The organism is Pseudomonas sp. NPDC089547, assembly GCF_050280665.1.
In the GTDB taxonomy this organism is placed as follows: Bacteria; Pseudomonadota; Gammaproteobacteria; order Pseudomonadales; family Pseudomonadaceae; genus Aquipseudomonas.
The window spans coordinates 37,898-60,411 of sequence record NZ_JBNNVS010000030.1 but is presented as its reverse complement, the minus strand read 5'-3'; the positions used below and the strand labels follow the sequence as shown (position 1 = coordinate 60,411).

Annotated in this window: 23 protein-coding genes; 13 read left to right on the top strand and 10 right to left on the bottom strand. The window is 62.7% G+C overall.

All coding sequences use genetic code 11. The annotated features are described in order from the left end of the window. The first annotated feature begins 113 nt into the window (after positions 1 to 113). Positions 114 to 1,454: an NADP-specific glutamate dehydrogenase gene (gene gdhA / locus ACQKPZ_RS19590; protein WP_391132289.1), complete on the top strand. Its 1,341-nt coding sequence runs from the start codon at positions 114 to 116 to the stop codon at positions 1,452 to 1,454. A gap of 91 nt (positions 1,455 to 1,545) precedes the next feature. Here gdhA and ACQKPZ_RS19585 read toward each other — a convergent pair whose 3' ends face one another. The 4 genes from ACQKPZ_RS19585 to ACQKPZ_RS19570 form a co-directional block, all read right to left on the bottom strand. Then, entirely contained in the window at positions 1,546 to 2,043 is a 498-nt protein-coding gene (locus tag ACQKPZ_RS19585; RefSeq protein WP_427541247.1) for a GreA/GreB family elongation factor, read from the bottom strand. 67 nt (positions 2,044 to 2,110) lie between these two features. Further along, entirely contained in the window at positions 2,111 to 2,467 is a 357-nt protein-coding gene (locus ACQKPZ_RS19580; protein WP_391132285.1) for a hypothetical protein, read from the bottom strand. 251 nt (positions 2,468 to 2,718) lie between these two features. Beyond that, positions 2,719 to 4,572 carry a DUF4105 domain-containing protein gene (locus ACQKPZ_RS19575; protein WP_427541244.1) on the bottom strand — a complete coding sequence of 618 codons (1,854 nt, stop codon included), beginning with the start codon at positions 4,570 to 4,572 and terminating at the stop codon, positions 2,719 to 2,721. A gap of 72 nt (positions 4,573 to 4,644) precedes the next feature. Beyond that, on the bottom strand, positions 4,645 to 5,133 hold the full coding sequence (locus tag ACQKPZ_RS19570) for a DUF3015 domain-containing protein (protein ID WP_391132281.1): 489 nt from the start codon (positions 5,131 to 5,133) through the stop codon (positions 4,645 to 4,647). A gap of 260 nt (positions 5,134 to 5,393) precedes the next feature. Between ACQKPZ_RS19570 and ACQKPZ_RS19565 the strand changes: the two genes are divergently transcribed. The 5 genes from ACQKPZ_RS19565 (at position 5,394) to ACQKPZ_RS19545 (ending at position 10,155) form a co-directional block, all read left to right on the top strand. Beyond that, positions 5,394 to 7,832: a Lon protease family protein gene (locus ACQKPZ_RS19565; protein ID WP_391132279.1), complete on the top strand. Its 2,439-nt coding sequence runs from the start codon at positions 5,394 to 5,396 to the stop codon at positions 7,830 to 7,832. A gap of 160 nt (positions 7,833 to 7,992) precedes the next feature. Further along, complete coding sequence (locus tag ACQKPZ_RS19560) at positions 7,993 to 8,331, top strand: hypothetical protein (protein ID WP_403198411.1); 339 nt, start codon at positions 7,993 to 7,995, stop codon at positions 8,329 to 8,331. A gap of 198 nt (positions 8,332 to 8,529) precedes the next feature. Then, positions 8,530 to 9,018 (top strand): TIGR00645 family protein, encoded by a 489-nt coding sequence (locus ACQKPZ_RS19555; RefSeq protein ID WP_016501546.1) that lies wholly within the window; start codon positions 8,530 to 8,532, stop codon positions 9,016 to 9,018. A 128-nt stretch (positions 9,019 to 9,146) separates the two neighbouring features. After that, the gene (locus ACQKPZ_RS19550; protein ID WP_427541241.1) at positions 9,147 to 9,452 is read left to right on the top strand and encodes a DUF6482 family protein; all 306 of its coding nucleotides are present in this window, start codon (positions 9,147 to 9,149) and stop codon (positions 9,450 to 9,452) included. Between the two features lie 85 nt (positions 9,453 to 9,537). Then, positions 9,538 to 10,155, top strand: a complete 618-nt coding sequence (locus ACQKPZ_RS19545; protein WP_391132273.1) for an FKBP-type peptidyl-prolyl cis-trans isomerase — start codon at positions 9,538 to 9,540, stop codon at positions 10,153 to 10,155. Between the two features lie 119 nt (positions 10,156 to 10,274). Here the strand turns inward: ACQKPZ_RS19545 and ACQKPZ_RS19540 are convergent, their stop codons facing one another. The 3 genes from ACQKPZ_RS19540 to ACQKPZ_RS19530 all read right to left on the bottom strand — a co-directional run bounded on the left by ACQKPZ_RS19540 (position 10,275) and on the right by ACQKPZ_RS19530 (position 12,083). Then, the gene (locus ACQKPZ_RS19540) at positions 10,275 to 10,520 is read right to left on the bottom strand and encodes a hypothetical protein (protein ID WP_016713350.1); all 246 of its coding nucleotides are present in this window, start codon (positions 10,518 to 10,520) and stop codon (positions 10,275 to 10,277) included. 84 nt (positions 10,521 to 10,604) lie between these two features. Next, positions 10,605 to 10,946 carry a zinc ribbon domain-containing protein YjdM gene (locus ACQKPZ_RS19535; protein ID WP_010951939.1) on the bottom strand — a complete coding sequence of 114 codons (342 nt, stop codon included), beginning with the start codon at positions 10,944 to 10,946 and terminating at the stop codon, positions 10,605 to 10,607. A 168-nt stretch (positions 10,947 to 11,114) separates the two neighbouring features. Next, complete coding sequence (locus tag ACQKPZ_RS19530) at positions 11,115 to 12,083, bottom strand: polyprenyl synthetase family protein (protein ID WP_427541238.1); 969 nt, start codon at positions 12,081 to 12,083, stop codon at positions 11,115 to 11,117. Positions 12,084 to 12,327: 244 nt separating this feature from the next. Here ACQKPZ_RS19530 and rplU point away from each other — a divergent pair, with 244 nt between their 5' ends. From rplU to ACQKPZ_RS19505, 5 genes are all read left to right on the top strand, one after another. Continuing rightward, a complete protein-coding gene (rplU, locus tag ACQKPZ_RS19525; protein ID WP_003247466.1) occupies positions 12,328 to 12,642 on the top strand; it encodes a 50S ribosomal protein L21 in 315 nt (104 codons plus the stop codon). Between the two features lie 38 nt (positions 12,643 to 12,680). Beyond that, positions 12,681 to 12,938 (top strand): 50S ribosomal protein L27, encoded by a 258-nt coding sequence (rpmA, locus tag ACQKPZ_RS19520; protein WP_003247464.1) that lies wholly within the window; start codon positions 12,681 to 12,683, stop codon positions 12,936 to 12,938. 188 nt (positions 12,939 to 13,126) lie between these two features. After that, positions 13,127 to 14,353 (top strand): Obg family GTPase CgtA, encoded by a 1,227-nt coding sequence (cgtA, locus tag ACQKPZ_RS19515; RefSeq protein ID WP_391132269.1) that lies wholly within the window; start codon positions 13,127 to 13,129, stop codon positions 14,351 to 14,353. 85 nt (positions 14,354 to 14,438) lie between these two features. After that, positions 14,439 to 15,557 (top strand): glutamate 5-kinase, encoded by a 1,119-nt coding sequence (proB, locus tag ACQKPZ_RS19510; RefSeq protein WP_427541235.1) that lies wholly within the window; start codon positions 14,439 to 14,441, stop codon positions 15,555 to 15,557. After that, positions 15,554 to 16,015: a CreA family protein gene (locus tag ACQKPZ_RS19505; protein WP_427541232.1), complete on the top strand. Its 462-nt coding sequence runs from the start codon at positions 15,554 to 15,556 to the stop codon at positions 16,013 to 16,015. Before proB ends, ACQKPZ_RS19505 begins: the two co-directional genes overlap by 4 nt. A gap of 128 nt (positions 16,016 to 16,143) precedes the next feature. Here the strand turns inward: ACQKPZ_RS19505 and mksF are convergent, their stop codons facing one another. From mksF to mksB, 3 genes are read right to left on the bottom strand one after another with little or no spacing between them, the layout of a single operon-like run. Continuing rightward, entirely contained in the window at positions 16,144 to 18,975 is a 2,832-nt protein-coding gene (gene mksF / locus ACQKPZ_RS19500; protein ID WP_427541229.1) for an Mks condensin complex protein MksF, read from the bottom strand. After that, on the bottom strand, positions 18,972 to 19,679 hold the full coding sequence (gene mksE / locus ACQKPZ_RS19495; RefSeq protein WP_346643362.1) for an Mks condensin complex protein MksE: 708 nt from the start codon (positions 19,677 to 19,679) through the stop codon (positions 18,972 to 18,974). The genes mksF and mksE overlap by 4 nt, the downstream gene beginning before the upstream one ends. Continuing rightward, positions 19,669 to 20,958 (bottom strand): Mks condensin complex protein MksB, encoded by a 1,290-nt coding sequence (mksB, locus tag ACQKPZ_RS19490; protein ID WP_427541226.1) that lies wholly within the window; start codon positions 20,956 to 20,958, stop codon positions 19,669 to 19,671. Before mksB ends, mksE begins: the two co-directional genes overlap by 11 nt. A 303-nt stretch (positions 20,959 to 21,261) precedes the next feature. Between mksB and ACQKPZ_RS19485 the strand changes: the two genes are divergently transcribed. Then, positions 21,262 to 22,047, top strand: coding sequence for an energy transducer TonB (locus ACQKPZ_RS19485; protein ID WP_427541223.1), 786 nt, complete (start codon positions 21,262 to 21,264; stop codon positions 22,045 to 22,047). Next, entirely contained in the window at positions 22,044 to 22,499 is a 456-nt protein-coding gene (gene rimI / locus ACQKPZ_RS19480; RefSeq protein WP_012316291.1) for a ribosomal protein S18-alanine N-acetyltransferase, read from the top strand. The genes ACQKPZ_RS19485 and rimI overlap by 4 nt, the downstream gene beginning before the upstream one ends. Positions 22,500 to 22,514 lie beyond the last annotated feature (15 nt).

Genomic DNA, 22,514 nt, shown 5'->3' with positions numbered 1-22,514 from the left:
AACGCACCAAATAATTTCAAAAAAACGACATTACGCCCTATTCCAGTGCGATTGCTTCTTGGTACATTCCCGAAAAAACCAATAAGTCCAAAACCTTCGGTGAGATGTCTACCATGATCGAATCTGTCGACAATTTCCTTGCGCGCCTGCAACAGCGTGACCCAGGCCAACCTGAATTCCACCAGGCGGTGGAAGAGGTGCTGCGCACCCTGTGGCCATTCCTTGAGGCCAACCCTCACTACCTGCAATCGGGCATCCTCGAGCGCATGGTCGAGCCTGAGCGTGCGGTGCTGTTCCGCGTTTCCTGGGTCGATGACCAGGGCAAGGTGCAGGTCAACCGCGGCTACCGCATCCAGATGAGCAGCGCCATCGGCCCGTACAAGGGCGGCCTGCGCTTCCACCCGTCGGTGAACCTCAGCGTGCTGAAGTTCCTGGCCTTCGAGCAGGTGTTCAAGAACTCCCTGACCTCGCTGCCCATGGGCGGCGGCAAGGGCGGCTCGGACTTCGACCCGAAAGGCAAGAGCGACGCCGAAGTGATGCGCTTCTGCCAGGCGTTCATGAGCGAGTTGTACCGCCACATTGGCGCCGACTGCGACGTACCGGCCGGTGATATCGGTGTGGGTGCCCGCGAAATCGGCTTCATGTTCGGCCAGTACAAGCGCCTGGCCAACCAGTTCACGTCGGTGCTGACCGGCAAGGGCATGACCTACGGCGGCAGCCTGATCCGCCCGGAAGCTACCGGCTACGGCTGCGTGTACTTCGCCGAAGAAATGCTCAAGCGCCAGGACAAGCGTATCGATGGCTGCCGCGTGGCGATTTCCGGTTCGGGCAACGTGGCCCAGTATGCGGCGCGCAAGGTCATGGACCTGGGTGGCAAGGTGATCTCGCTGTCCGACTCCGAAGGCACCTTGTACGCCGAAGCCGGCCTGACCGACGCCCAGTGGGATGCGGTCATGGAGCTGAAAAACGTCAAGCGTGGCCGTATCAGCGAGCTGGCCGGGCAGTTTGGCCTGGAGTTCCGCAAGGGCCAGACCCCGTGGAGCCTGCCGTGCGACATCGCCCTGCCGTGCGCCACGCAGAACGAACTGGGCGCCGAAGACGCCCGCACCCTGCTGCGCAACGGCTGCATCTGCGTAGCCGAAGGTGCCAACATGCCGACCACCCTGGAGGCTGTGGATATCTTCCTGGACGCCGGCATCCTGTACGCACCGGGCAAGGCCTCCAACGCTGGTGGCGTGGCTGTGTCGGGCCTGGAAATGTCGCAGAACGCCATGCGCCTGCTGTGGACTGCCGGTGAAGTGGACAGCAAGCTGCACAACATCATGCAGTCGATTCACCATGCGTGCGTGCACTACGGTGAAGAGGCGGATGGCAAGGTCAACTACGTCAAAGGTGCGAACATCGCAGGCTTTGTGAAAGTGGCTGATGCGATGCTGGCTCAAGGCGTGGTCTGATCAGGGATCGCCGGGGCCGCTTTGCGGCCCTATCGCGACACAAGGCCGCTCCTACAGCGACCGCGACAGCCTGACTGCTCGCGGTCTGCCCTCAACCCTCTCCCTCGATCTCGACCACTTCGATCACCTGATCCCCTACCGGCCGGCGCCAGACCACTTCATCCCCAAGCCCCGCGCCCAGCAAGGCCCGCCCCAACGGCGACCCCCAGTTGATCAGCCCCCGCCCAGCATCCGCTTCATCCTCACCCACCAGCTGCACCACCTGCTCCTGATCCTGCGCGTCGACAAACCGCACCCGGCTACCAATCTGCACTTTGCTGCGGGAGCTGGCTGCCGGCACCACCTGGGCACTCTGCACCCGGGCGCTGAAGTAACGCAGGTCCCGCTCGGTATCGGCCAGCCGTTGCTTGTCGCCACGCTCGCCCTGCGCCTGTAGTTCGCTGCGCAAGGCATTCAGTTCGGCCACGCGTGCCTGCAACTGGCGCAGGCCGTTGGCGGTGACGTAGTTGGGTTGTTCGCTGACGCGTCGCTCTACCGGCTGGTCGGCCTGGGCGGCGGCCTGGTCCTCGTTGACGAATGCTCGGCTCATGCAGGGCCTCCTTGTGCAGGAGACCATCATGGCAGGCCGCCGGTTTCAAGGGATGTCCGTTTGCGACTCAGTTGTGGCGATAAGCCTTGGCGGCGCCACGGTCCTTTTCCTGCTCCCACTCGCGGTCGCGCTGGTCCCAGAACCGCTCGTGGTACTGGCGCTGTTCTTCACTGTTCTGCATGGCGTGGCACTGGCGAAAGCCGTCGTCCCAGCCGGTCTCGTATTGTCGCTCGTGGAGGTAGCGCGGCACGTCCTTGCGGAAGTTGCCCACCATCAGCCCGGCCGCCTGACGGCCGCTGCTGCAACCGTCCTGGAAGCCATCGGCATAAGCTGGCGGATAACCACGGTTGACCATCTGTTCATGGGTGGTTTCGCAACCTGACAGCAATAACGCCATGCACACGCCGAACCAGTACCGCGACATAACCACCCAGCCCTCCAGTTTATGCTGGCAAGTCTAGATGGCGATTTGTCGGGGAGGCGTCAAAACAGTGTCAAAGAGTCGGTTGGGTCACATTTGCTGTGCCACGGCGCGGTCGGTGTAGGAGCGACCTTGTGTCGCGATAGGGCCGCGAAAGCGGCCCCGGCGATTTCTGCGTGAATGCGGAATTTTGGGGGCGCTTCGCACCCCGATCGCGACACAAGGCCGCTCCTACAAAGAAGGCGTGAGCCTGATTAGTAGTGATACCACTTGAGCTCCAGCATCACCTCGTTTTGCGCCGTAGCCAGGTGGCTGAACTCGCGCGAAGCACTCAAGCGCAACCCCAGGTTCTGGCTGATCTCCCACTGCTGGTTAAGGCTCACACTGCGCCGTACCTCGCCATTGGTGAAGTAATCACCCTTGGCCTCCAACGTCATGTTGCCCAGCCCGTTGCGCCACAGCAGCCCGCCATTGAACCCAGCGGCCGGGGCAATGAATTCGGCGAAGTCGTTATGGTGCTCGATCCGCACCGTTCCCAGGGCAAAGCCCAGCAAACCATCGGCCAACTGCCAGGTGCCACCGGCGCCACCATTCACATGGCTGACCAGCACCTCGTCGTCGTGCTTGCCAGGTACACGCTCCAGGCCGCCTGCCACTTGCCACGACCAGGGTTTGAGCAGCTCGTTACGGGGTGTCAGCGAGCGGATGGTGGCCAGGTCCAGGCGTTGCACCTGCCAGTCATTGCCCTCGTATTGGCGCACCTTCAGTTGCAGGATCTCGATCTGCGCACCCAGTGGGAAGCCATAGGCGTTGTCGTTGAGGTCGTGGTAGGCCATGCGCAGGCCATATTCGGCGTAGGCACGGTCTTCACGGGTGCCCACGCCCAACTGCCAGGTGCGTGAGTCATGGCCATCCTCGGGCAGGCCGGGGCGTTCGATCTGCAAAGGGGGTGGCGGGTTGCTGTTGATCGCCCGCAGCAGCTCGAAGCTGCGCTTCGCCTGCCCGGGGTCGCGCTCCTGGCCATTGGCGCGGTAACGCTCCAGGCGGTACGCGGCGTCCTGCACGAGTGCTTGCCGTTCACGGGGCAGGGCCTTGAATTCGGGGCTCTGCAATTGAGCGGTGTCGGCACTCACGGCCAGCACCTGATGCTTTTCGCCGTGGTCCAGGGGCTCGGCGCGGGCCAGCAATTCACGCTCGCGAGAAGGGCGGTATGTCTCGCTGGCGACCAGGCCGGACTGCTTCACGGCCTTCACGGTGTCGGTTGGGATGGCGGTCAACGGGAACTGCGAGGTCAGGTCCAGGCTCGGCCGGGCAACTTGCAGTAGCTCCAGCAGGCGGTACGAGCAGTTTTCGTCGAAGAAGAAGTAGTCGAACTGGACCTGTTTCAGCTCCCACACATGCTCGACCATGCGCCCGGTCTCTTCGGGTGTGAGGTCCAGCTGGTACTCCCACAGGTCGCGGTTTTCCAGGCTGCGGTATTCGGAGAGTTTTTCCTGGTAGGGCATCAGCGCGAAAAGCCCCGGGTAACCACCCATCAGGCCCTTCCAGGCGTACAGGATGCTGTTGTCGCTGCCTTCGATGTAGGCACCGAAGTTGATTGCATAGCTCAGCAGCGTGGTGTCGTCGCTGCGGGTGCTGGACTGGTCGATGCGCAGCAGGGTGTGGCCGAACATCGAGGATGGGCTGTTCAGGTAGGCCGCCGGGAAGATCAACGCGGCGCTGTGCGGGTCGATCGACTGGTACCAGGTCTTGAACTCCTCGCAGTCCGGTTGTGGCAGGCCTTGCAGGCCGAGCTGTTCACGTAGCCAGCGGGTGCGTGCAGGGAATACACACTGGGCATGCTTGTCGCCGAGGCTGGCGGGGGCATACAGCGCTTCGACCGTGGCTTGCAGTTCCTGGTCGGGGTGGTGCGCACCGTCCTTGGCCAGGAAGAACGCATCATCGTCCACATAACTGCGCCAGCCGCCTAGCTTGGCAGTTTCGTAATGGCCCAGGGCAATCCAGTAAGGGGTGTTGGCCAGTTGCTGGAGACGGCCTTGGTCCAGCACGGGCGCGGCATGAACAGGGGCGCAGGCACACAGCGCCAGGAAAGCGAGGCGTTTGAGCATATCGGGCAACTACTTCTTGACGATGCCGAAAAAGGCGAAACCCGCCCCAGGGTGGGGCGGGAGCAGCAGTGCTTAGGCCTCGGTAGCGTATTTGGCCAGGCGTGGGTCGTTCTTCAGGACGGCCAGGGTGTTGCTGTGGACTGTTTCAGCAGTGACGTCGGCGCTGGTGAAGATCTGGTTGAAGTGCTGGTGGGCGACCGACTGGAAGTAGGTACGGTCTTCCGGGGCCACACCGAGGACCACGGCATAGGTGGTCAGTGCTTCGCCCTGGCCCATGGCCATGTCTTCGGAAAGCTCGTTCATCATGCCGTTCATGGCGAACCACGACTTGCCGCCGTAGGTCAGCGAAGCCTTGGTGGAGCAGCCGTTGGTGCCGGAGGTCATGCCGAAGGTGGCGTTACCGGAGGTGCCGTTGGTGGTGGAAGCCAGGAAGTGCGCCGGCGTGCCGCGCTGGCCTTCGAACAGCATGTTGCCCCAGCCGCAGTTCGGGCCGCCTGGCGCTTCGGCCATGGCGTTCAGCGAGACCACGGTGAACAGAGTACCCAGAAGAATCCGTTTCATAGCATTTGTTCTCTTTGTCTTAACCAAGGGTCAGGGTTTCTGGCAACTCGGTTGCCAGGTCGGGAAAGCATTTCACCCACCCGCGCAGCTTGGAGTTTAGGCACGATCTAAAGGTTGCGTTGTTGATTGCGAAAAATTTGCTGTTACGTGACCTGCGCCAGCTGCGACCGGCGCGATATAAAGTCCCGCAGAGCCTTGCAAGGCGCGCTTGGGCAGCGCCAGAATGCTGCGTATCTGCCCCGTCGAAGTAAGGAAACCCAATGCCCGATCCTGTCGCTGCGCGCCTGCGTCTTGCGCCTGAAGCCCTGACCCGGCGTTTCTCCCCCGAGCAGTTTGCCTTTACCAATACCGACGATCTGGAGCCGTTTCGCGGAGTCCTGGGCCAAGAGCGTGCTGTCGAAGCCCTGCAGTTCGGCGTGGCCATGCCGCGCCCCGGTTACAACGTATACGTGATGGGCGAGCCCGGCACCGGGCGCTTCTCGTTCGTCAAGCGCTACCTCAAGGCCGAGGGCAAGCGCCAGCAAACCCCGGCCGACTGGGTGTACGTCAACCACTTCGACGACACCCGCGAGCCCCGGGCCCTGGAGTTGCCATCGGGCAGCGCAGGGGCATTCATCGCCGACATGAGCGGGCTGATCGACAACCTGTTGTCGACCTTCCCGGCCGTGTTCGAACACCCGTCGTACCAGCAGAAGAAAGGCGCTATCGACCGTGCCTTCAACCAGCGTTATGACCGTGCCCTGGATGTCATCGAGCGGGCCTCGCTGGAAAAGGACGTGGCGTTGTACCGCGATGCCAGTAACGTCGCCTTCACGCCGATGGCTGACGGCAAGGCACTGGACGAAGCCGAGTTCGCCCAGTTGCCGGAAGAAGTGCGCGAGCAGTTCCACGAGGACATTGCCCTGCTTGAGGAGCAGCTGAACGAAGAACTGGCCAGCCTGCCGCAGTGGAAGCGCGAGTCGAACAACCAGCTGCGCCAGCTCAACGAAGAGACCATTACCCTGGCCTTGCAGCCGTTGCTGGCCCCGCTGTCGGAAAAGTACGCCGAGAATGCCGCGGTGTGCGCCTACCTGCAGTCGGTGCAGTTGAACCTGCTACGCACCGTGGTCGAGCAACTGGTTGACGACAGCAAGACCGACGCCGTTGCGCGCAAGCTGCTTGAAGAGCAGTACGCCCCAAGCCTGGTGGTCGGCCACCATGCCGCCGGTGGCGCGCCGGTCGTGTTCGAGCCGCACCCGACGTACGACAACCTGTTCGGCCGTATCGAATACAGCACCGACCAGGGCGCGCTGTACACCTCGTACCGCCAACTGCGCCCGGGCGCGTTGCACCGTGCCAACGGCGGCTTCCTGATTCTTGAAGCCGAGAAGATGCTGGGCGAGCCGTTCGTGTGGGATGCGCTCAAGCGTTCCTTGCAGTCGCGCAAGCTGAAGATGGAGTCAGCGATCGGTGAGCTGGGCCGAGTCGCCACCGTGAGCCTGCAACCGCAGATGATTCCGCTCAACGTCAAGCTGGTGATTATTGGCTCGCGCCAGCTGTACTACGCACTTCAGGACCACGACTCGGACTTCCAGGAGATGTTCCGGGTGCTGGTGGACTTCGACGAAGACATGCCCATGGTCGACGAGAACCTGGAGCAGTTTGCCCAGCTGTTGCGCACCCGCACCAACGAAGAGGGCATGGCGCCGCTGACCAGCGATGCGGTGGCGCGCCTGGCCACTTACAGCGCCCGCCTGGCAGAGAACCAGTCGCGCCTGTCGGCGCGTATCGGCGACCTGTTCCAGCTGGTCAGCGAAGCCGATTTCATCCGCCAGCTGGCCAGTGACGAAATGACCGACGCCGGGCACATCGAGCGTGCGCTGAAGGCCAAGGCCACCCGCACCGGGCGTGTGTCCCAGCGTGTGCTCGACGATATGCTCGCCGGCATCATCCTGATCGACACCGAAGGTGCGGCCATTGGCAAGTGCAACGGCCTGACCGTCCTGGAAGTAGGGGACTCGGCGTTCGGTATGCCTGCGCGTATCTCTGCCACCGTGTACCCAGGCGGCAGTGGCATCGTCGACATCGAGCGCGAGGTCAACCTTGGCCAGCCGATCCACTCCAAGGGCGTGATGATCCTTACCGGTTACCTGGGCAGCCGCTATGCCCAGGAATTCCCGCTGGCGATTTCTGCGAGCATCGCCCTGGAACAATCCTACGGCTATGTGGACGGTGACAGCGCCTCGCTGGGCGAAGCCTGTACGCTGATCTCGGCCTTGTCGCGCACGCCGCTCAAGCAGTGCTTCGCCATCACCGGCTCGATCAACCAGTTTGGTGAAGTGCAGGCAGTGGGTGGGGTGAACGAGAAGATCGAGGGCTTCTTCCGCCTGTGCGAGGCGCGTGGCCTGACCGGCGAGCAGGGGGTGATCATACCGCGTGCCAACGTCGCCACCCTGATGCTCGACGAGCGCGTGCTGCAGGCGGTGGAGAACGGCATGTTCCACGTCTACGCGGTCAGCCAGGCTGATGAGGCACTGAGCCTGCTGGTGGGCGAGGAGGCCGGTGTGCTTGATGACCAAGGCCTGTTTACCGAGGGAAGCGTCAATGCCCGGGTGGTGGAACGCCTGCGCGAAATTGCCGAGATGATCAGCGAGGAAGACATCGAGAAGGCTGAAAAGGAGCGCCTGGAAGAGGTGATTGCCCAGGCCAAACCGGCCTGAGTCAATAAACCGGCGCTAGCGGCTATGTGCTACCGTTCAGCGCCGGTTTTCCATCTTTTTACACGGTTCTTCTATGATGGAACTTAAGGACTGCATCAGCGTTCAGGATGGAAACAGCCTGGGTTCAGGCTGAACAAGGCTTATTGGAGGGGACGCGGCCATGCGCAACCTCAGCCTCACACGCCAGTGCCTGGGCCTGGTGACCCGCATCGAATGCAGCATCCGCCCACTGGCCGGGGATAACGGCATGTGGACGCTGCTGTTTGCCGCCGGCATGGCCGGTGAACAACCTTCCGCAATCAAGGCCCAAGGGCCGTTTCATGGGCCGATGGTGGCCGAGTCGGTGCTCAATGCCATTGTCGACAGCCTGACGTTGCACGGCTACCAGGTGGCCGAAGACCCGCAGATCTGGTGCCTGCATTTGCAGGCGCAGCTGCGCAAGATCAATGGCGAGCGGTGTCGGAACCTGGGGGATTACCAGTTTCATCCGGAGACCTGAACGAATGCCGGGGCCGCTTTGCGGCCCGATCGCGACACAAGGCCGCTCCTACAGGGGATCGCGGTCTCTTGTGTAGGAGCAGCCTTGTGCTGCGAATGGGCTGCAAAGCAGCCCCCATTCAACGGGCTTTTGCTGTAACAGGTGGCTGGCTATACTCGCGGTCGTTTTTCCAGTCACCTGACGAGTCCCAAACCCTCCATGGAACGTATTCTTGAAAATGCGATGTATGCCTCGCGCTGGCTGCTCGCACCCATCTACTTCGGCCTGTCCCTCGGCCTGCTGGCCCTGGCGCTCAAATTCTTCCAGGAAGTGGTTCACGTCCTGCCCAACGTCTTCGCCTTGAGCGAAGCCGACCTGATCCTGGTGATCCTGTCGCTGATCGACATGTCGCTGGTGGGCGGCCTGCTGGTGATGGTGATGATTTCCGGCTACGAGAATTTCGTCTCGCAACTGGATATCGACGACAGCAAGGAAAAGCTCAACTGGCTGGGCAAAATGGACTCTTCGTCGCTGAAGATGAAGGTGGCCGCGTCGATCGTGGCAATTTCCTCCATCCACCTGCTGCGGGTGTTCATGGATGCACAGAACATCTCCACCGACTACCTGATGTGGTACGTGATCATCCACATGACCTTCGTGGTTTCAGCGTTCTGCATGGGTTATCTGGACAAGCTGACCAAGCACTGAGTCCGGTTGCTGCCAACACCGCCCGTCCGTTGTGAAACGGACGGGCGGTGTTGTTTCTGGCTTGTGCTTTCTGCCCGCCTGTACAAAAAATGAGCTCTCATGCGTGGTTCCCATCGCGAGGTGCTCTCATGAACCTGCATCAGCTGAATATTGAGGCCAGGGCCGGCCACGTCGACGAAGTGAACCTGATCGCCATCGAAGGCGGCGATTATCTTATCGAGGCCCGGCTAAAAGGGCATGCCCACCCGCTGGCAGACACCCGTGGTGAACGCTTGCGTGTACGTTCGGTAGAAGATGCGCGCAAGTTGCTGCAAACCATCCCCATGGTTTCGATGAACCTGGTGCACTGGTCGGTGCAGGACGAAATGTGTGGCATGGGCACACACCCGGAAGAAGACCTGAAGGTGCCGATTTCCCAGCGTTCGGCCTGGTAGCTGCTCGCCGCGCCCCAGTGTGCTAGGCTGCTCGCCCTTTTCATCAAGGGCGCGGCTGCACTGCGCCCTGCAGTGGAGCACGACAATGTCCGAACTCAACCTGTCCACCGACGAAACCCGCGTAAGCTACGGCATCGGCCGTCAGCTGGGCGGCCAGCTGCGCGACAACCCGCCACCAGGCGTCAGCCTGGAAGCCATCCTGGCCGGCCTGACCGACGCCTTCAATGGCGCCGACAGCCGCGTCAGCGAAGCCGACCTGTCGGCCAGCTTCAAAGTGATCCGCGACATCATGCAAGCCGAAGCTGCTGCCAAGGCCGAAGCCGCTGCTGCCGCTGGCAAGGAATTCCTGGTCGAGAACGCCAAGCGCGAAGGCATCACCACCCTGGCTTCGGGCCTGCAGTTCGAAGTGCTGACCGCAGGTGAAGGCGCCAAGCCGACCCGCGAAGACAACGTGCGCACGCACTACCATGGCACACTGATCGACGGTACTGTGTTCGACAGCTCCTACGATCGTGGCCAGCCGGCTGAATTCCCGGTGGGTGGCGTGATCGCTGGCTGGACCGAAGCCCTGCAGCTGATGAACGCTGGCAGCAAATGGCGCCTGTACGTGCCGAGCGAGCTGGCTTACGGCGCCCAAGGCGTTGGCAGCATCCCGCCGCACAGCGTACTGGTGTTCGACGTCGAGCTGCTCGACGTTCTGTAATACCGGTGGGGCCGCGTTGCGGCCCATTCGCGACACAAGGCCGCTCCTACAAGGGATATGCATTCCCCTGTAGGAGCGGCCTTGTGTCGCGATCGAGGGCGAAGCCCTCGCCAGGTCGATCAGTTCCAGTCTGTCCCGGCCGGGCGCAACGCCCGCGCATAGCAAAACAGAAACAGGTTCCGCACCAGCTCCTTCAGCACCCCCGGTTCACTCGAATTCAGCCCGCTCATGTCCAGGTCGCCCTGGTCACGCAGTTCGTCGAGTGCTTCTTCTTCAAGCACAGCGCACACTTCGCCCGTTTCGCGATGAAGAATGCGCAGGTAGGGGTGAGGGCGGTCCAGCCAGGCGTCGATCAGATAAGTCATGGCTATTCTCCTTGGATAGCAGTTCCAATGAGAATAATTCTTATTATCAGAATAGCAAGCGCCAATTGGCAGATTTTTGTGTAATCAGACTTTGCGCACGAACTCGGACTTCAGCTTCATGGCGCCGATGCCATCGATTTTGCAGTCGATGTCGTGGTCTCCGTCGCACAGGCGGATGTTCTTGACCTTGGTGCCAACCTTGACCACCAGGGAAGAACCTTTGACTTTGAGGTCCTTGATCACGGTGACGGTGTCGCCGTCCTGCAGGATGTTACCGACCGAATCCTTTTTCACCACGTCGTCACTGGCCGCCTCGGCGTCGCCGCTGGCCGACCACTCGTGGGCGCATTCAGGGCAGATCAGCTGGGTGCCATCCTCATAGGTGTATTCGGAGTTGCATTTCGGGCAGGGTGGCAGAGTGCTCACTTGGGTTCCTCAAACAAACAGACGGGCGGTTAAAGGCCTGCATTGTAAAAGGTATTTCTGCAGAAGGGATTATGTCCGGACAAAAGCATTCGCGGGCTTGCCCGCTCCCACAGGGACAGTATCAACCTGTGGGAGCGGGCAAGCCCGCGAAGAAGGCGACTCGGTCTATCAGTGAGTACGGGCTACAGCAAACTCGCTAAGCTCTACCAGCGCATCCCGGTACTCGCTGGCTGGCAGCACTTCCAGGCAGGCAATGGCACGCTTCACGTAGTCACGCGCAAGCTCTGCGGTGTACTTCAGTGCGCCCGATTCCTCGACCGCCACGCGAATCTGCTCCAGGTCCTCCAGGCCACCCTTCTGGATCGCCTGGCGTACCAGCGCAGCCTGCTCGGCAGTGCCTTCGCGCATGGTGTAGATCAGCGGCAGGGTAGGCTTGCCTTCGGCCAGGTCGTCACCGACGTTCTTGCCCAGGGTTTGCGAATCGCCCTTGTAGTCCAGCAGGTCGTCGACCAGCTGGAAGGCCACGCCCAGGTGGTCACCGAAGGTGCGCAGGGCTTCGCGCTGCTCGTCAGTGGCTTCGGCCAGCGCCGCGGCGCTGTGGGTCGAGGCTTCGAACAGCATCGCGGTCTTGCCGCGGATGACTTCCATGTAGACTTCCTCGGTGGTGCTGGCGTCGCGTACCCGCGACAGCTGCAGCACTTCACCTTCGGCAATCACACGGGTGGCCTTGGACAGGATCTGCATGACCGGCATCGAGCCCAGTTCGACCATCATTTCGAACGAGCGCGAATAAAGGAAGTCGCCCACCAGTACGCTCGGTGCGTTGCCCCACAGGGCATTGGCAGTGGAGCGGCCACGGCGCATGCCGGACATGTCGACCACGTCGTCGTGCAGCAGGGTGGCGGTGTGCAGGAACTCGATGGTGGCAGCCAGCAGGCGCAGGTCGTCGCCATCGCGGCCCAGGGCCTTGCCGCACAGCAGCACCAGCAGTGGGCGCAGGCGCTTGCCACCGGCGGACGTGATATAGTCGCCGATCTTCGATACCAGCGGCACGCGCGAGGTCAGCTGCTTCTTGATGATCTCGTCGACGGCGCTGAAATCATCAGCCACCGCGCGGTAGAAGGTTTGGGGTTGCATCGGCTGCTCCAGTGAGGTTGCGCGGCATGCTAGGTCGCAGGTCCCGGTGTGTCAAGGCGCGGTGCCGGCTGGCCGGGGGCGGCACTTGCAAGCAAAACCCGTGTTGCGTACAATCGCGCACCCTAACTTCCTGGGCAGCACCTGCCTTACGCAATTGCACCGGGCCGTTCCAGCCCTGTGCAGCCATGCCAGCCAATACTCATCATATAAAGCGCTGGGTGAGCAGGATTATCGGAGAAATACCATGTCTTACGCAGTAATCGTTACCGGCGGCAAGCAGTACAAAGTCGCTGAAGGTGAATTCCTCAAGATCGAAAAACTGGAAGTCGCCACTGGCGAATCCGTGACCTTCGATCGCGTTCTGCTGGTCGCCAACGGTGAAGAAGTCACCATCGGCGCTCCAGTTGTTGCTGGCGCTAAAGTAGTGGCCGAAGTCGTTTCGCAAGGCCGTCACGACAAGGTTCGCATCATCAAGTTCCGTCGTCGTAAGCACCACATGAAGCGTATGGGCCACCGCCAGTGGTTCACCGAGATCAAAATCACCGGCATCCAGGCTTAATCCCCTAGATCCCCTGAATTTATTTGGAGAATTGAACCATGGCTCACAAGAAGGCTGGTGGTAGTACTCGTAACGGTCGCGACTCAGAATCTAAACGCCTTGGCGTGAAGATGTATGGCGGCCAGGTTATCAAGCCAGGCAACATCATCGTCCGTCAGCGCGGCACTGAATTCCACGCTGGCTACGGCGTTGGCATGGGCAAGGACCACACCTTGTTCGCCAAGATCGAAGGCGTGATCAAGTTCGAGAAAAAAGGCGAGTTCATGCGCCGTTACGTGAGCATCGTCGCCGCTTAATCGCGACGTCGCTCCAGAAGCCCCGTCATGCGACGGGGCTTTTTCGTTTGTGGTGAGCCTCTTGCAAAGCTGTTTGTCTGGGTTGCCGGCGTTGGTTTCTACGGTCGTACGGGGCCGCCGCGCTCATTTTTGCAAGAGCCTCATGTTTTTGAGTCATTCAGCTCGTCTGCCGACGAGAGGCGGTTTTAATGAAGTTTGTTGACGAAGTATCGATTCGGGTCAAGGCCGGTGACGGCGGCAACGGTTGCATGAGCTTCCGTCGCGAGAAGTTCATCGAGAACGGCGGCCCTAACGGCGGTGACGGCGGTGATGGTGGCTCGGTGTACATGGTTGCCGACGAAAACCTGAACACCCTGGTCGACTACCGCTACACCCGTCACCACGAAGCCCAGCGTGGCGCCAACGGCGGCAGCACCGACTGCACCGGCAAGAAAGGCGACGACCTGTTCCTGCGCGTACCGGTCGGCACTACCGTGATCGATGCTTCCACCCAGGAAGTGATCGGTGACCTGGTGACCCCGGGCCAGAAGCTGATGGTCGCCCAAGGCGGCTGGCACGGCCTGGGCAACACCCGCTTCAAGTCCAGCACCAACCGTGCGCCGCGCCAGACCACCCCGGGTAAGCCAGGTGACCAGCGCGACCTGAAGATGGAAATGAAAGTGCTGGCCGACGTGGGCCTGCTGGGCCTGCCGAACGCCGGCAAGAGCACCTTCATCCGCTCGGTTTCCGCAGCCAAGCCCAAAGTAGCCGACTACCCGTTCACCACCCTGGTGCCGAACCTGGGTGTGGTCAGCGTCGACCGCTGGAAGAGCTTTGTCATCGCCGACATCCCCGGCCTGATCGAAGGCGCGTCCGACGGTGCCGGCCTGGGCATCCGTTTCCTCAAGCACCTGGCACGTACCCGCGTGCTGCTGCACCTGGTCGACATGGCGCCGCTGGACGAAAGCAGCCCGGCCGATGCCGCCGAAGTGATCGTAAACGAGCTGACCCGCTTCAGCCCGTCGCTGGCCGAGCGTGAGCGCTGGCTGGTGCTGAACAAGGCCGACATGGTCATGGAAGACGAGCGCGACGAGCGCGTCCAGGAAGTGGTCGAGCGCTTGCAGTGGGAAGGCCCGGTCTACGTGATTTCGGCCATTTCCAAGCAGGGCACCGAAAAGCTCAGCCATGACCTGATGCGCTACCTTGAAGACCGCGCCGATCGCCTGGCCAACGACCCGGCCTACGCCGAAGAGCTGGCTGACCTCGACCAGCGCATCGAAGACGAAGCCCGTGCCCAGCTGCAGGCCCTGGACGACGCGCGCACTCTGCGCCGTACCGGCGTCAAGAGCGTGCACGACATCGGCGACGATGACGGTTGGGACGACGATTTCGAGGACGACGAAGACGGCCCGGAAATCATTTACGTGCGCGACTGACCGGTTGCAGTACACTAAACGCCGCTCTCTGGAGCGGCGTTTTTGTATCCACGGTATCTACAGATTCGACATAGGTTGGAAGAAGATGCGAAGCAAGGTGACGGGCGCCAAGCGCTGGGTCGTGAAGATTGGCAGTGCTCTGCTGACCGCCGATGGCAAGGGCCTCGACCGCGGTGCCATGGCCGTTTGGGTCGAGCAGATGGTCGCGCTGCGTGAGGCAGGCGTGGAGTTGGTACTGGTCTCTTCCGGGGCCGTGGCTGCCGGCATGAGCCAGCTGGGCTGGACCACGCGACCGAGCGCGATGAACGAGCTGCAGGCGGCTGCCTCGCTCGGCCAGATGCGCCTGGTGCAGGCCTGGGAGTCGAGCTTCGGCGAGCACGGCAAGCACACCGCGCAGATCCTGCTGACCCATGACGACCTGTCCGACCGCAAGCGTTACCTGAACGCCCGCAGCACCCTGCGTACGCTGGTCGACCTGGGTGTGGTACCGGTGATCAACGAGAACGACACCGTGGTCACCGACGAGATCCGCTTTGGCGACAACGACACCCTGGCGGCACTGGTGGCCAACCTGGTCGAGGCCGACCTGCTGGTGATCCTCACCGACCGCGATGGCATGTTCGACGCCGACCCACGCAACAACCCCGAAGCGCAGCTGATCTACGAAGCCCGTGCCGACGACCCGTCGCTGGACGCCGTGGCCGGTGGCACCGGTGGTGCCTTGGGCCGTGGTGGCATGCAGACCAAGCTGCGCGCTGCGCGCCTGGCTGCCCGCTCCGGTGCTCACACCATCATCATTGGTGGCCGCATCGAGCGCGTGCTGGACCGCCTCAAGGCGGGTGAGCGCCTGGGGACCTTGCTGTCGCCCGAGCGCGGCATGCTCGCTGCGCGCAAACAGTGGCTTGCCGGCCACCTGCAGACCCGTGGCACATTGGTGCTGGATGCCGGTGCCGTGCAGGCGCTGCGCCAAGCCAACAAGAGTTTGCTGCCGGTTGGCGTCAAGACTGTGCAGGGCAGCTTCCGTCGCGGCGAGATGGTGGTGTGCGTCGGCCCGGATGGTGTTGAAGTGGCCCGTGGCCTGGCCAACTACAGCGCCCTGGAGGCGCAGAAGATCATTGGTCAATCGTCCGACGCTATCGAGTCGATCCTTGGCTACAGCGCTGAGCCTGAGCTGGTACACCGCGACAATCTGGTGCTGGTATGAGCGTGTTCAAGCGGGTGATTGCCGTGGCGGCGCTGGCGCTGCCAATGCTGGCCGGGGCCGAGGAAATTGGCCAGGTGTCCACTGTGTTCAAGTTCCTCGGGCCGAACGACCGCATTGTCGTCGAAGCGTTTGACGACCCCAAGGTCGAGGGCGTGACCTGCTACCTGTCGCGGGCCAAGACTGGCGGAGTGAAGGGTGGGTTGGGGCTGGCCGAGGACCGTGCGGAGGCGTCGATTGCTTGCCGTCAGGTTGGGCCGATCAACTTCAAGGGTGAGTTGAAAGACGGCGAGGAGGTGTTCAAGGAACGCACCTCGCTGGTTTTCAAGACCATGCAGGTGGTGCGCTTCCTGGACAAGAAGCGCAATACGCTGGTGTACCTGGTGTACAGCGACCGCATTGTCGAAGGTAGCCCGCAGAATGCGGTGACCGCTATACCGATCCTGCCTTGGGCTCACTGATAGCCTGGTAGATCGCGGGGGAGGCCTTTGGCCTCCATCGCGACACAAGGCCGCTCCTACAGGGGAACGCGGATCCCTGTAGGAGCGGCCTTGTGTCGCGAAAGGGCCGCAGAGCGGCCCCAGATTCCTCAGGCCAACTCTTCGGTCTGATCCTCACGCACAACCGCCTTCACCACATCCAGCCGGCTGATGAACTTCCAGTCCGCCTCATCGATGTAGATGCCATTCGGCCCGCTACCCCCTTCCAGGTCGATCGCCACGTGCGCCGAGACCTGTGGCTTCACGCTCGCCAGAATCGGTACGAAGCCCAGCTGCAAGCTGGTCTCCAGCAGTGCGGCCTGGTTGCGTTCGTCGATGTCCGCCGCCTCATCCAGGTAGTAAGGCAAGCGAATGCGCCCGGCCAGGTCGCGGTCCATCAGGTGCAGCAACAGGTACATGTTGGTCAGCGCCTTGATGGTCATGGTGGTGCCGTTGGACGCAGCGCCGTCGATGTCGGCGTGGATGATCGGCTGGCCGTTGACCTTGGTGATCTCGAACGCCAGCTCGAACAGGTCCTTCAGGCCCAGCTGGTTGTGGTTGGCCGCTACCAGGCGGGCCAGGTACTCCTTGGCCTCTTCGTTCTTGTTGTCCTGCTCGGCGCTCTGGGTCAGGTCGAACACCGACAGGGTTTCGCCTTCTTCGTACTGGCCGGCACTGTGGATGATCTGGTCGATGTGCTTGAGCGCTTCCTTGTTCGGCGCCAGCACGACGCGGAAGCTTTCCAGGTTGGAGACCTGGCGCTTGTTGATTTCGCGGTTGAACAGGGCCAGCTGGTGTTCGAGGCTGTCGTAGTCACTGCGAATGTTGCGCAGGGTACGGGCGATGTCGGTGACCGCTGCGCGGCGTGCCTTGGCCAGGGTCAGGGCTTCTTCGGTGCGGTGTGCATAGGCGTTCACCAGCAGTTGCAGGCGGCGTTCCATGTCGTCTTCGCTGTCGAACTTGGCCACGCCTTTCAGGCGCACCTGGGCGTACAGCGCCTCGATCTGGTTATCCACCCGCTGCAGGCCCTGCCAGCTGTCCTGGTAGTCGTTGAGCAGCGGCAGCAGGTTGTCCATCGAGTCGTCGATGGCTTCCATGAACGGCGTGCCGTAGGGCAGGTCGGCCGGCAGCAGCTGGCGGCGGCGCAGGGCGTCTTCCAGGGTGCGCTGCTTGGACTCGAGGTCGCCGATTTGCCGGCCAACCAGTTGCAGCTTGGCCGACAGCTGCTGGACACGCTCGGTGAAGGCATCACTGGAACGCTTGAGTTCGTCCTGGGCGGCCTCCAGCTGCGACAGCTGCTCGAGTTTTTCCGGCTCTTCGGCGCTCAAGGTCTCGCTGCGGCGGAAGTCTTCCAGCGCCTTTTGCGCGTCCAGCACCTGTTGGTACAGGGTCTCGGTCTGCGCCTTTGAGGCGGTGCGGTCGGCGGTCACGGCCTGCTGGGTCTTGAGCTGCTTCAGCTCTTTTTCCAGGCGCTCTTTCTGGTCGCGCAGGGCGGCGCGATCGGCCAGGGCCTGTAGGGCCGGCGGGTCGATGTGGGTGAGGTCGATGGACAGGCCCGGGGCCTCGAAGCGCTCGCCCTTGAAGCCGTCGAGTACCGCTTCCAGCGATTTTACCCACACGTCGCTGTCGTCCAGCTCGATGCCGCGGTCGCCCAGCGGCAAGCTGAACAGCGCACCGTTGAACAGGCGCATCAGGCGATCGACATCCTGCTGCGAGAACTCTTCGCGCAGGCGGGCATAGCTGTTGTTGTCGGCGTGGTCCAGCTGCTGCTTGACCTGCTTCAGGCGCTTTTCCAGGTCGCGGACGCGCTCGTCCAGGTCTTCGGCGCTGAACTGCCGCGACTGGGCCAGGGCACCGGCCAGTTCGTCGTGGGCATCCTTGGCTGCCAGCAGTTGCTGCTCCAGTACCTTGACGTCATCGACCAGGGCAAAGCGGTGCTTGAGCACCGACAATTCACCCAGCCAACGCTGGATGCCGGTAATTTCGCGCTCCAGGCGCATCAGCTCTTGGGTGCCGCCGCGCTGGTCGTTCTGCAAGCGGTCCTGTTCGCCACGGTAGTGCTCGGACTGGATGACCAGCTCTTCCTTGCGCGCCATGGCGTATTCCTGCCAGGTGCCCAGCAGGGTGTCGAGCACGGGCGAAATGCGGTGCAGCTTGCCGCGCAGGATGTCGCGCTGGGCCACTCCACCGGCCAAGGCCTCGACCAGCGGGCCGGCGGCAACCAGGGCATTGTAGTCCTGCTCCATGCGGCGCACGTCGCGGAAGGCTTCCTCGCACGCGGCAATGTAGTCGACGCTGCCCGAACGCAGGCTGTGCTCGAACGCGTCGAGGAACAGCTGCTTGAGCTTGGCGGCGGTGATTTCGCGCATGTGCAGCAGGTTGATGAACAGCGCGCGGAAGGTTTTAAGGCTTTGCTCGCTGGTGGAGCGCAGCGGGATCATGGTCAGGTCCAGCGGCACCGAAGTGTGGCCGCCAACCAGCAGGCGGCGCAGTTCGTCCGGCTTCAGCTCGTAGGCCTTGATCCCCAGGCGCTCAAGGTTGGTGAACAACTCTTTCTGGCGCAGGCAGGTGTCGTTCTTCTGGTAGTGGGCCAGGTCCAGTTCGCCCTTGTAGGCGAAGAACTGGTGGCCGAAACCGCCACCCGGGCCGCGGCCGACTACGCCGATCACGTGCGGGCCGTGGGGCAGGCTAAGTTCGCAGAGAATGTACGAGGTGTCGCTGGCAAAGTAGAAGCGGCGCGACTGCTCGAGGCTGTACTTGCCGAAGCTCATGTCCGACATGCGTGCCAGGATCGGGAACTGCAAGGCGTTGATCGACGCCGATTTACCCAGGTTGTTGGCACCGTAGACCGACAGCGGGTGCTCCAGCGGGAACAAGCCCAGGCTGTAGCCGGCGGTGTTGAGCAATGCAAAGCGGCGAATGCCGTAGCGTTCCTGGCTCATGCGTCAATCTCCTGTTGCTCTTCGCGGATGGCCCGGGCCAGGGCGTCCTCTTCGCTTTCCTCGCCGTCGAACGGGCTGAGGTCGAGCGGGTCGTCGGTGCGGTTGAGTTCTTCGGGGCTTTCTTCCTCGACCAGTACCGGGGTGGGCAGCGGCAGGTCGCTGTGCAGGGTGGCAGCCAGGTCGCGGTCTTGTTGCACGGACAGGCACACATCGAGGAAGCGGTGCATCGGCGGAAGGAAGCGGTAGATGCCGCCTTCTTCATGGGCAAAGCCGAGCTGGGTCATGCGGCGCAGGATTTTTTCTTCCAGCTCGTCCACGGTCTGCACTTCGGCCTGCAGGAACAGGTCGCGGTACTTGTCCAGCAGCGAGGGCAGCTCGTCACGGCCGATACTGCCGCCGTCGAGCACGGCCATCGGGTCGCGGCCCTGGTCGGCCAGGTGCTCGACCAGGATGAAGGTGAACAGCGACAGGCGCTGCGCGGTCTTGTTCACTTGCGCGGCGGTCATGTCCGGCACGAAGTAGTAGAACCCGCGGGTGTCGCACACCAGCTCGAAGCCCAGGGCTTTGAACAAGGTGCGGTACTGGTCCTGGAAGTTCGACAGCTGGGCGTACAGCTCGGGGTCGCGGCGGCTGACGTGGAAGCCTTTGAACAGCTCGCGGAAGATCGGCGCGAGCTGGGACAGTTCGGAAAGATCAAGATGCATGGGCTGGGCTCGCGTTGGATTCGGTAGGCGCGCTGGTGGCGTCTTCGCGGCTGGAAGTCAGGGCGAACGAGCGCAGGCTGACCAGGTGTTCCTGGGTGGTGTACTCGCGGCGGTCGAGGCGTTCGCGCTTGAAGCGCTTTTCCCGCGACAGGCGCGAGAACCAGTACAGCAGCTCGTCGGTGGCGCCTTCGGGTTCCTGCTCCAGCAGCCAGACCATCAGGTCGGGCAGCGGCAGGGCCTGTTCGCAGCGCTCGGCCATTTCCTTGACCGTGCGCGGTGCGCGGGGCAGGGCGCCGGACTGGGGCTTGTGGGCCTTGGGGAAACGCGCCGGCTTGGGCTCGAAGCGCGCCAGGGCGTAAACATAGGCCTCGACCTGGCTGGCGCTGCCAAGGAAGGTGCTTTGCGGGCGGGTGAACATTGGCATGGCCGCTTGCGGCACGGCATCGATGCCCTTGCGCCGGATCACCGACAGGGCCAGTGCGGCGCCACGGGTCACGGCGTTGTGACGGCGGGCTTCTTCACGCAGCGGCAACAGCAGTTCGCGGGCGTGGCGCAGGGTGAGCTGAGCGCTGGTCTGCATTTCCAGGATGCGCGCGTGGGTACGCAGCAGCATGTCGTCGTCGACCAGGTGGCCCAGGCGGGCCTGTTCGCCCAGCAGCTTCAGCAGCACGGTCTCGACCTTGCGCACGCCTTGTTCGAAGGCGCCGTCGGCGTTCACCAGCTGGATCATCGGCTCGACGTATTCGTCCCAGGTGGCCAGCACTTCGGCGTAACGCTGGCGCAGCGGGATCTGGCGGTTGCTGGTCTTGGCGCGTTCAGCCACGGCCACCAGTGCCTGCTCGTCATTGTCGAGTTTTTTAAGCACATCGCGCACGCGCATGTCGAGCAGGCGCAGTTGGCGCGCCAGGTCGTCGCTGTCGCGGTTGTCGAAGGCGTCCTGGATGTGGCCGGCAAGGCGCTCCAGGTGACGCAGGTAGGCTTCGATCTCCAGGCACAGGCCCAGCCGGTGTTCGCGGCGCAGGTAGGCGAGGAAGTCGTGGATCTGCGCGTTGAGCTCGAAGCGGTTCGGGCTCTTGGCGACCGGGACCAGGATGTCCAGGCGGATCCACACGTCGAGTAGCTGGGTGATGTCCTGCGGGGTGCTTTCGAGCTGCTGGCGGCCCACGTGCTGGCGCAACTCGACCAGGCTCAGGGTGCCCTGGTCGAAACGCTCGCACAGCGGCTCGATCAGGGCCCAGTGTTCGGCTAGGGCGCGCAGGACGCGCTTGGGTTCGATCATTGGCTTCGACTCGTTGCCAAGAAAAAGGGGGCGATTGTACTGCATCCGGGGGGGAGGTTTTCACCCCTTGGTCTGTAATGGGGATGACCTTTTCTTCTTTATGGATATTCACTGGCCTCTTCGCGGGCACGCCCGCTCCCACAGGTACTGCACAAAGCCTGAGGTGTGTGCAGTACCTGTGGGAGCGGGCGTGCCCGCGAAGAGGCCGGTACAGGCAACAAAAAACCGCCGACCAGTTGCGGCACTCGAATGCCAACAGCGTTAGAATGCGCAATTGCCTCCACCCCCTCGGAACCCCGCACCTTGCTCACCGAACCCCGTCGCCGCGCCTTCCTTTCCGCCATGCAAGTGGTGCACTGGCTGCCGCGCGCCGAACTGCCGTTCGCCGCACCGTCGCGGCCCGAGCTGTTGTTACCGGTGGCACCGGTCGAAGACATCGATTTCGAGGTCAGGCCGGCGCAGGCTACAAACGACGCGCCTGTTACGCCCCAGGCCCGTTCCGGTGAAAGGCCGAAAATCGAGATCCCGCGCCCGGGCAGTGCGCCCAAGCCGGCCGCAAAGCCCGTCGAGGCCGAGGCGCAACCCGCACCGCCACGTCCGGTCCCCGTGCCGCCGCCGCGTTTCGCGTTGCAGTTGCTGCGCGCCGGCAGCTGCCTGCTGCTGGTCGAGCTGGCCACCGGCCAGCCGTTCCAGAGCCGCGATCCGTCCTACCTGTTGCTCAAGGACATGCTGCGCGCCGCGGGCCTGCCCGACGCCCCGCAGATCATCGGCGAGCCGGTGCGCTGGCCGCTGCTGGTGCGCGGCAACATGGACCAAGGGCCCGAAGCCGCGCGCGACTTTGTTCAAGGCTTTGTCCAGGCGCGCCTTGAGGACGCCCCGTGCACCTGCCTGTGGCTTATCGGCCTGCCGGCACTGCGCTTTGCCGCCAATGCCGAGGCCGACGCCTGGTACCAAACCCTGAAGCTCGACGGCCTGGGCGATGCCTGGGCGTTGCCGGGCCTTGAACTGTTGATGGACGAGCCGCAGCGCAAGGCGGACGTCTGGAAAGCCATGCGCCAGCTGATGGCGCGCTGGAAGAGCGTTGAATGAGTGAATCGATCAGTTTCCGCCCGATGACCGAGGCGGATCTGGATGCCGTACTTAAGATCGAATATGCCGCGTTCAGTCACCCCTGGACCCGCGGGATTTTTCAGGATGCGCTCAAGTCGTACGAAGTCTGGCTGATGTTCGACGGCCAGCAGCAGGTTGGCCATGGGGTGATCAACGTGATCATCGATGAGGCTCACCTGCTCAACATCACCGTCAAGCCTGAAAACCAGGGCCGTGGCCTGGGCCTGCGCCTGCTGGAACACCTGATGGCCCGGGCTTACCAGTTGAATGGCCGCGAGTGCTTCCTGGAGGTACGCGCCAGCAACCAGTCGGCCTATCGTTTGTACGAGCGCTACGGTTTCAACGAAATCGGCCGCCGCCGCGACTATTATCCGGTTGCTGGTGGTCGCGAAGACGCCTTGGTCATGGCCTGCACCCTGCTCGAGGATTAAACCTTCAAGGGGCAA

Bases quoted from the DNA above. Each gene is read 5' to 3' on its own strand.
- ACQKPZ_RS19585 (WP_427541247.1), bottom strand. From the start codon at position 2,043: ATGAGCCGAGCATTCGTCAACGAGGACCAGGCCGCCGCCCAGGCCGAC.
- ACQKPZ_RS19530 (WP_427541238.1), bottom strand. From the start codon at position 12,083: ATGCAACCCCAAACCTTCTACCGCGCGGTGGCTGATGATTTCAGCGCC.
- ACQKPZ_RS19555 (WP_016501546.1), top strand. From the start codon at position 8,530: ATGGAACGTATTCTTGAAAATGCGATGTATGCCTCGCGCTGGCTGCTC.
- ACQKPZ_RS19570 (WP_391132281.1), bottom strand. From the start codon at position 5,133: ATGAAACGGATTCTTCTGGGTACTCTGTTCACCGTGGTCTCGCTGAAC.
- rpmA (WP_003247464.1), top strand. From the start codon at position 12,681: ATGGCTCACAAGAAGGCTGGTGGTAGTACTCGTAACGGTCGCGACTCA.
- mksB (WP_427541226.1), bottom strand. From the start codon at position 20,958: ATGATCGAACCCAAGCGCGTCCTGCGCGCCCTAGCCGAACACTGGGCC.
- gdhA (WP_391132289.1), top strand. From the start codon at position 114: ATGATCGAATCTGTCGACAATTTCCTTGCGCGCCTGCAACAGCGTGAC.
- ACQKPZ_RS19560 (WP_403198411.1), top strand. From the start codon at position 7,993: ATGCGCAACCTCAGCCTCACACGCCAGTGCCTGGGCCTGGTGACCCGC.
- ACQKPZ_RS19545 (WP_391132273.1), top strand. From the start codon at position 9,538: ATGTCCGAACTCAACCTGTCCACCGACGAAACCCGCGTAAGCTACGGC.
- rimI (WP_012316291.1), top strand. From the start codon at position 22,044: ATGAGTGAATCGATCAGTTTCCGCCCGATGACCGAGGCGGATCTGGAT.
- mksE (WP_346643362.1), bottom strand. From the start codon at position 19,679: ATGCATCTTGATCTTTCCGAACTGTCCCAGCTCGCGCCGATCTTCCGC.
- ACQKPZ_RS19540 (WP_016713350.1), bottom strand. From the start codon at position 10,520: ATGACTTATCTGATCGACGCCTGGCTGGACCGCCCTCACCCCTACCTG.
- rplU (WP_003247466.1), top strand. From the start codon at position 12,328: ATGTCTTACGCAGTAATCGTTACCGGCGGCAAGCAGTACAAAGTCGCT.
- ACQKPZ_RS19565 (WP_391132279.1), top strand. From the start codon at position 5,394: ATGCCCGATCCTGTCGCTGCGCGCCTGCGTCTTGCGCCTGAAGCCCTG.
- ACQKPZ_RS19505 (WP_427541232.1), top strand. From the start codon at position 15,554: ATGAGCGTGTTCAAGCGGGTGATTGCCGTGGCGGCGCTGGCGCTGCCA.
- mksF (WP_427541229.1), bottom strand. From the start codon at position 18,975: ATGAGCCAGGAACGCTACGGCATTCGCCGCTTTGCATTGCTCAACACC.
- proB (WP_427541235.1), top strand. From the start codon at position 14,439: ATGCGAAGCAAGGTGACGGGCGCCAAGCGCTGGGTCGTGAAGATTGGC.
- ACQKPZ_RS19575 (WP_427541244.1), bottom strand. From the start codon at position 4,572: ATGCTCAAACGCCTCGCTTTCCTGGCGCTGTGTGCCTGCGCCCCTGTT.
- ACQKPZ_RS19580 (WP_391132285.1), bottom strand. From the start codon at position 2,467: ATGTCGCGGTACTGGTTCGGCGTGTGCATGGCGTTATTGCTGTCAGGT.
- cgtA (WP_391132269.1), top strand. From the start codon at position 13,127: ATGAAGTTTGTTGACGAAGTATCGATTCGGGTCAAGGCCGGTGACGGC.
- ACQKPZ_RS19550 (WP_427541241.1), top strand. From the start codon at position 9,147: ATGAACCTGCATCAGCTGAATATTGAGGCCAGGGCCGGCCACGTCGAC.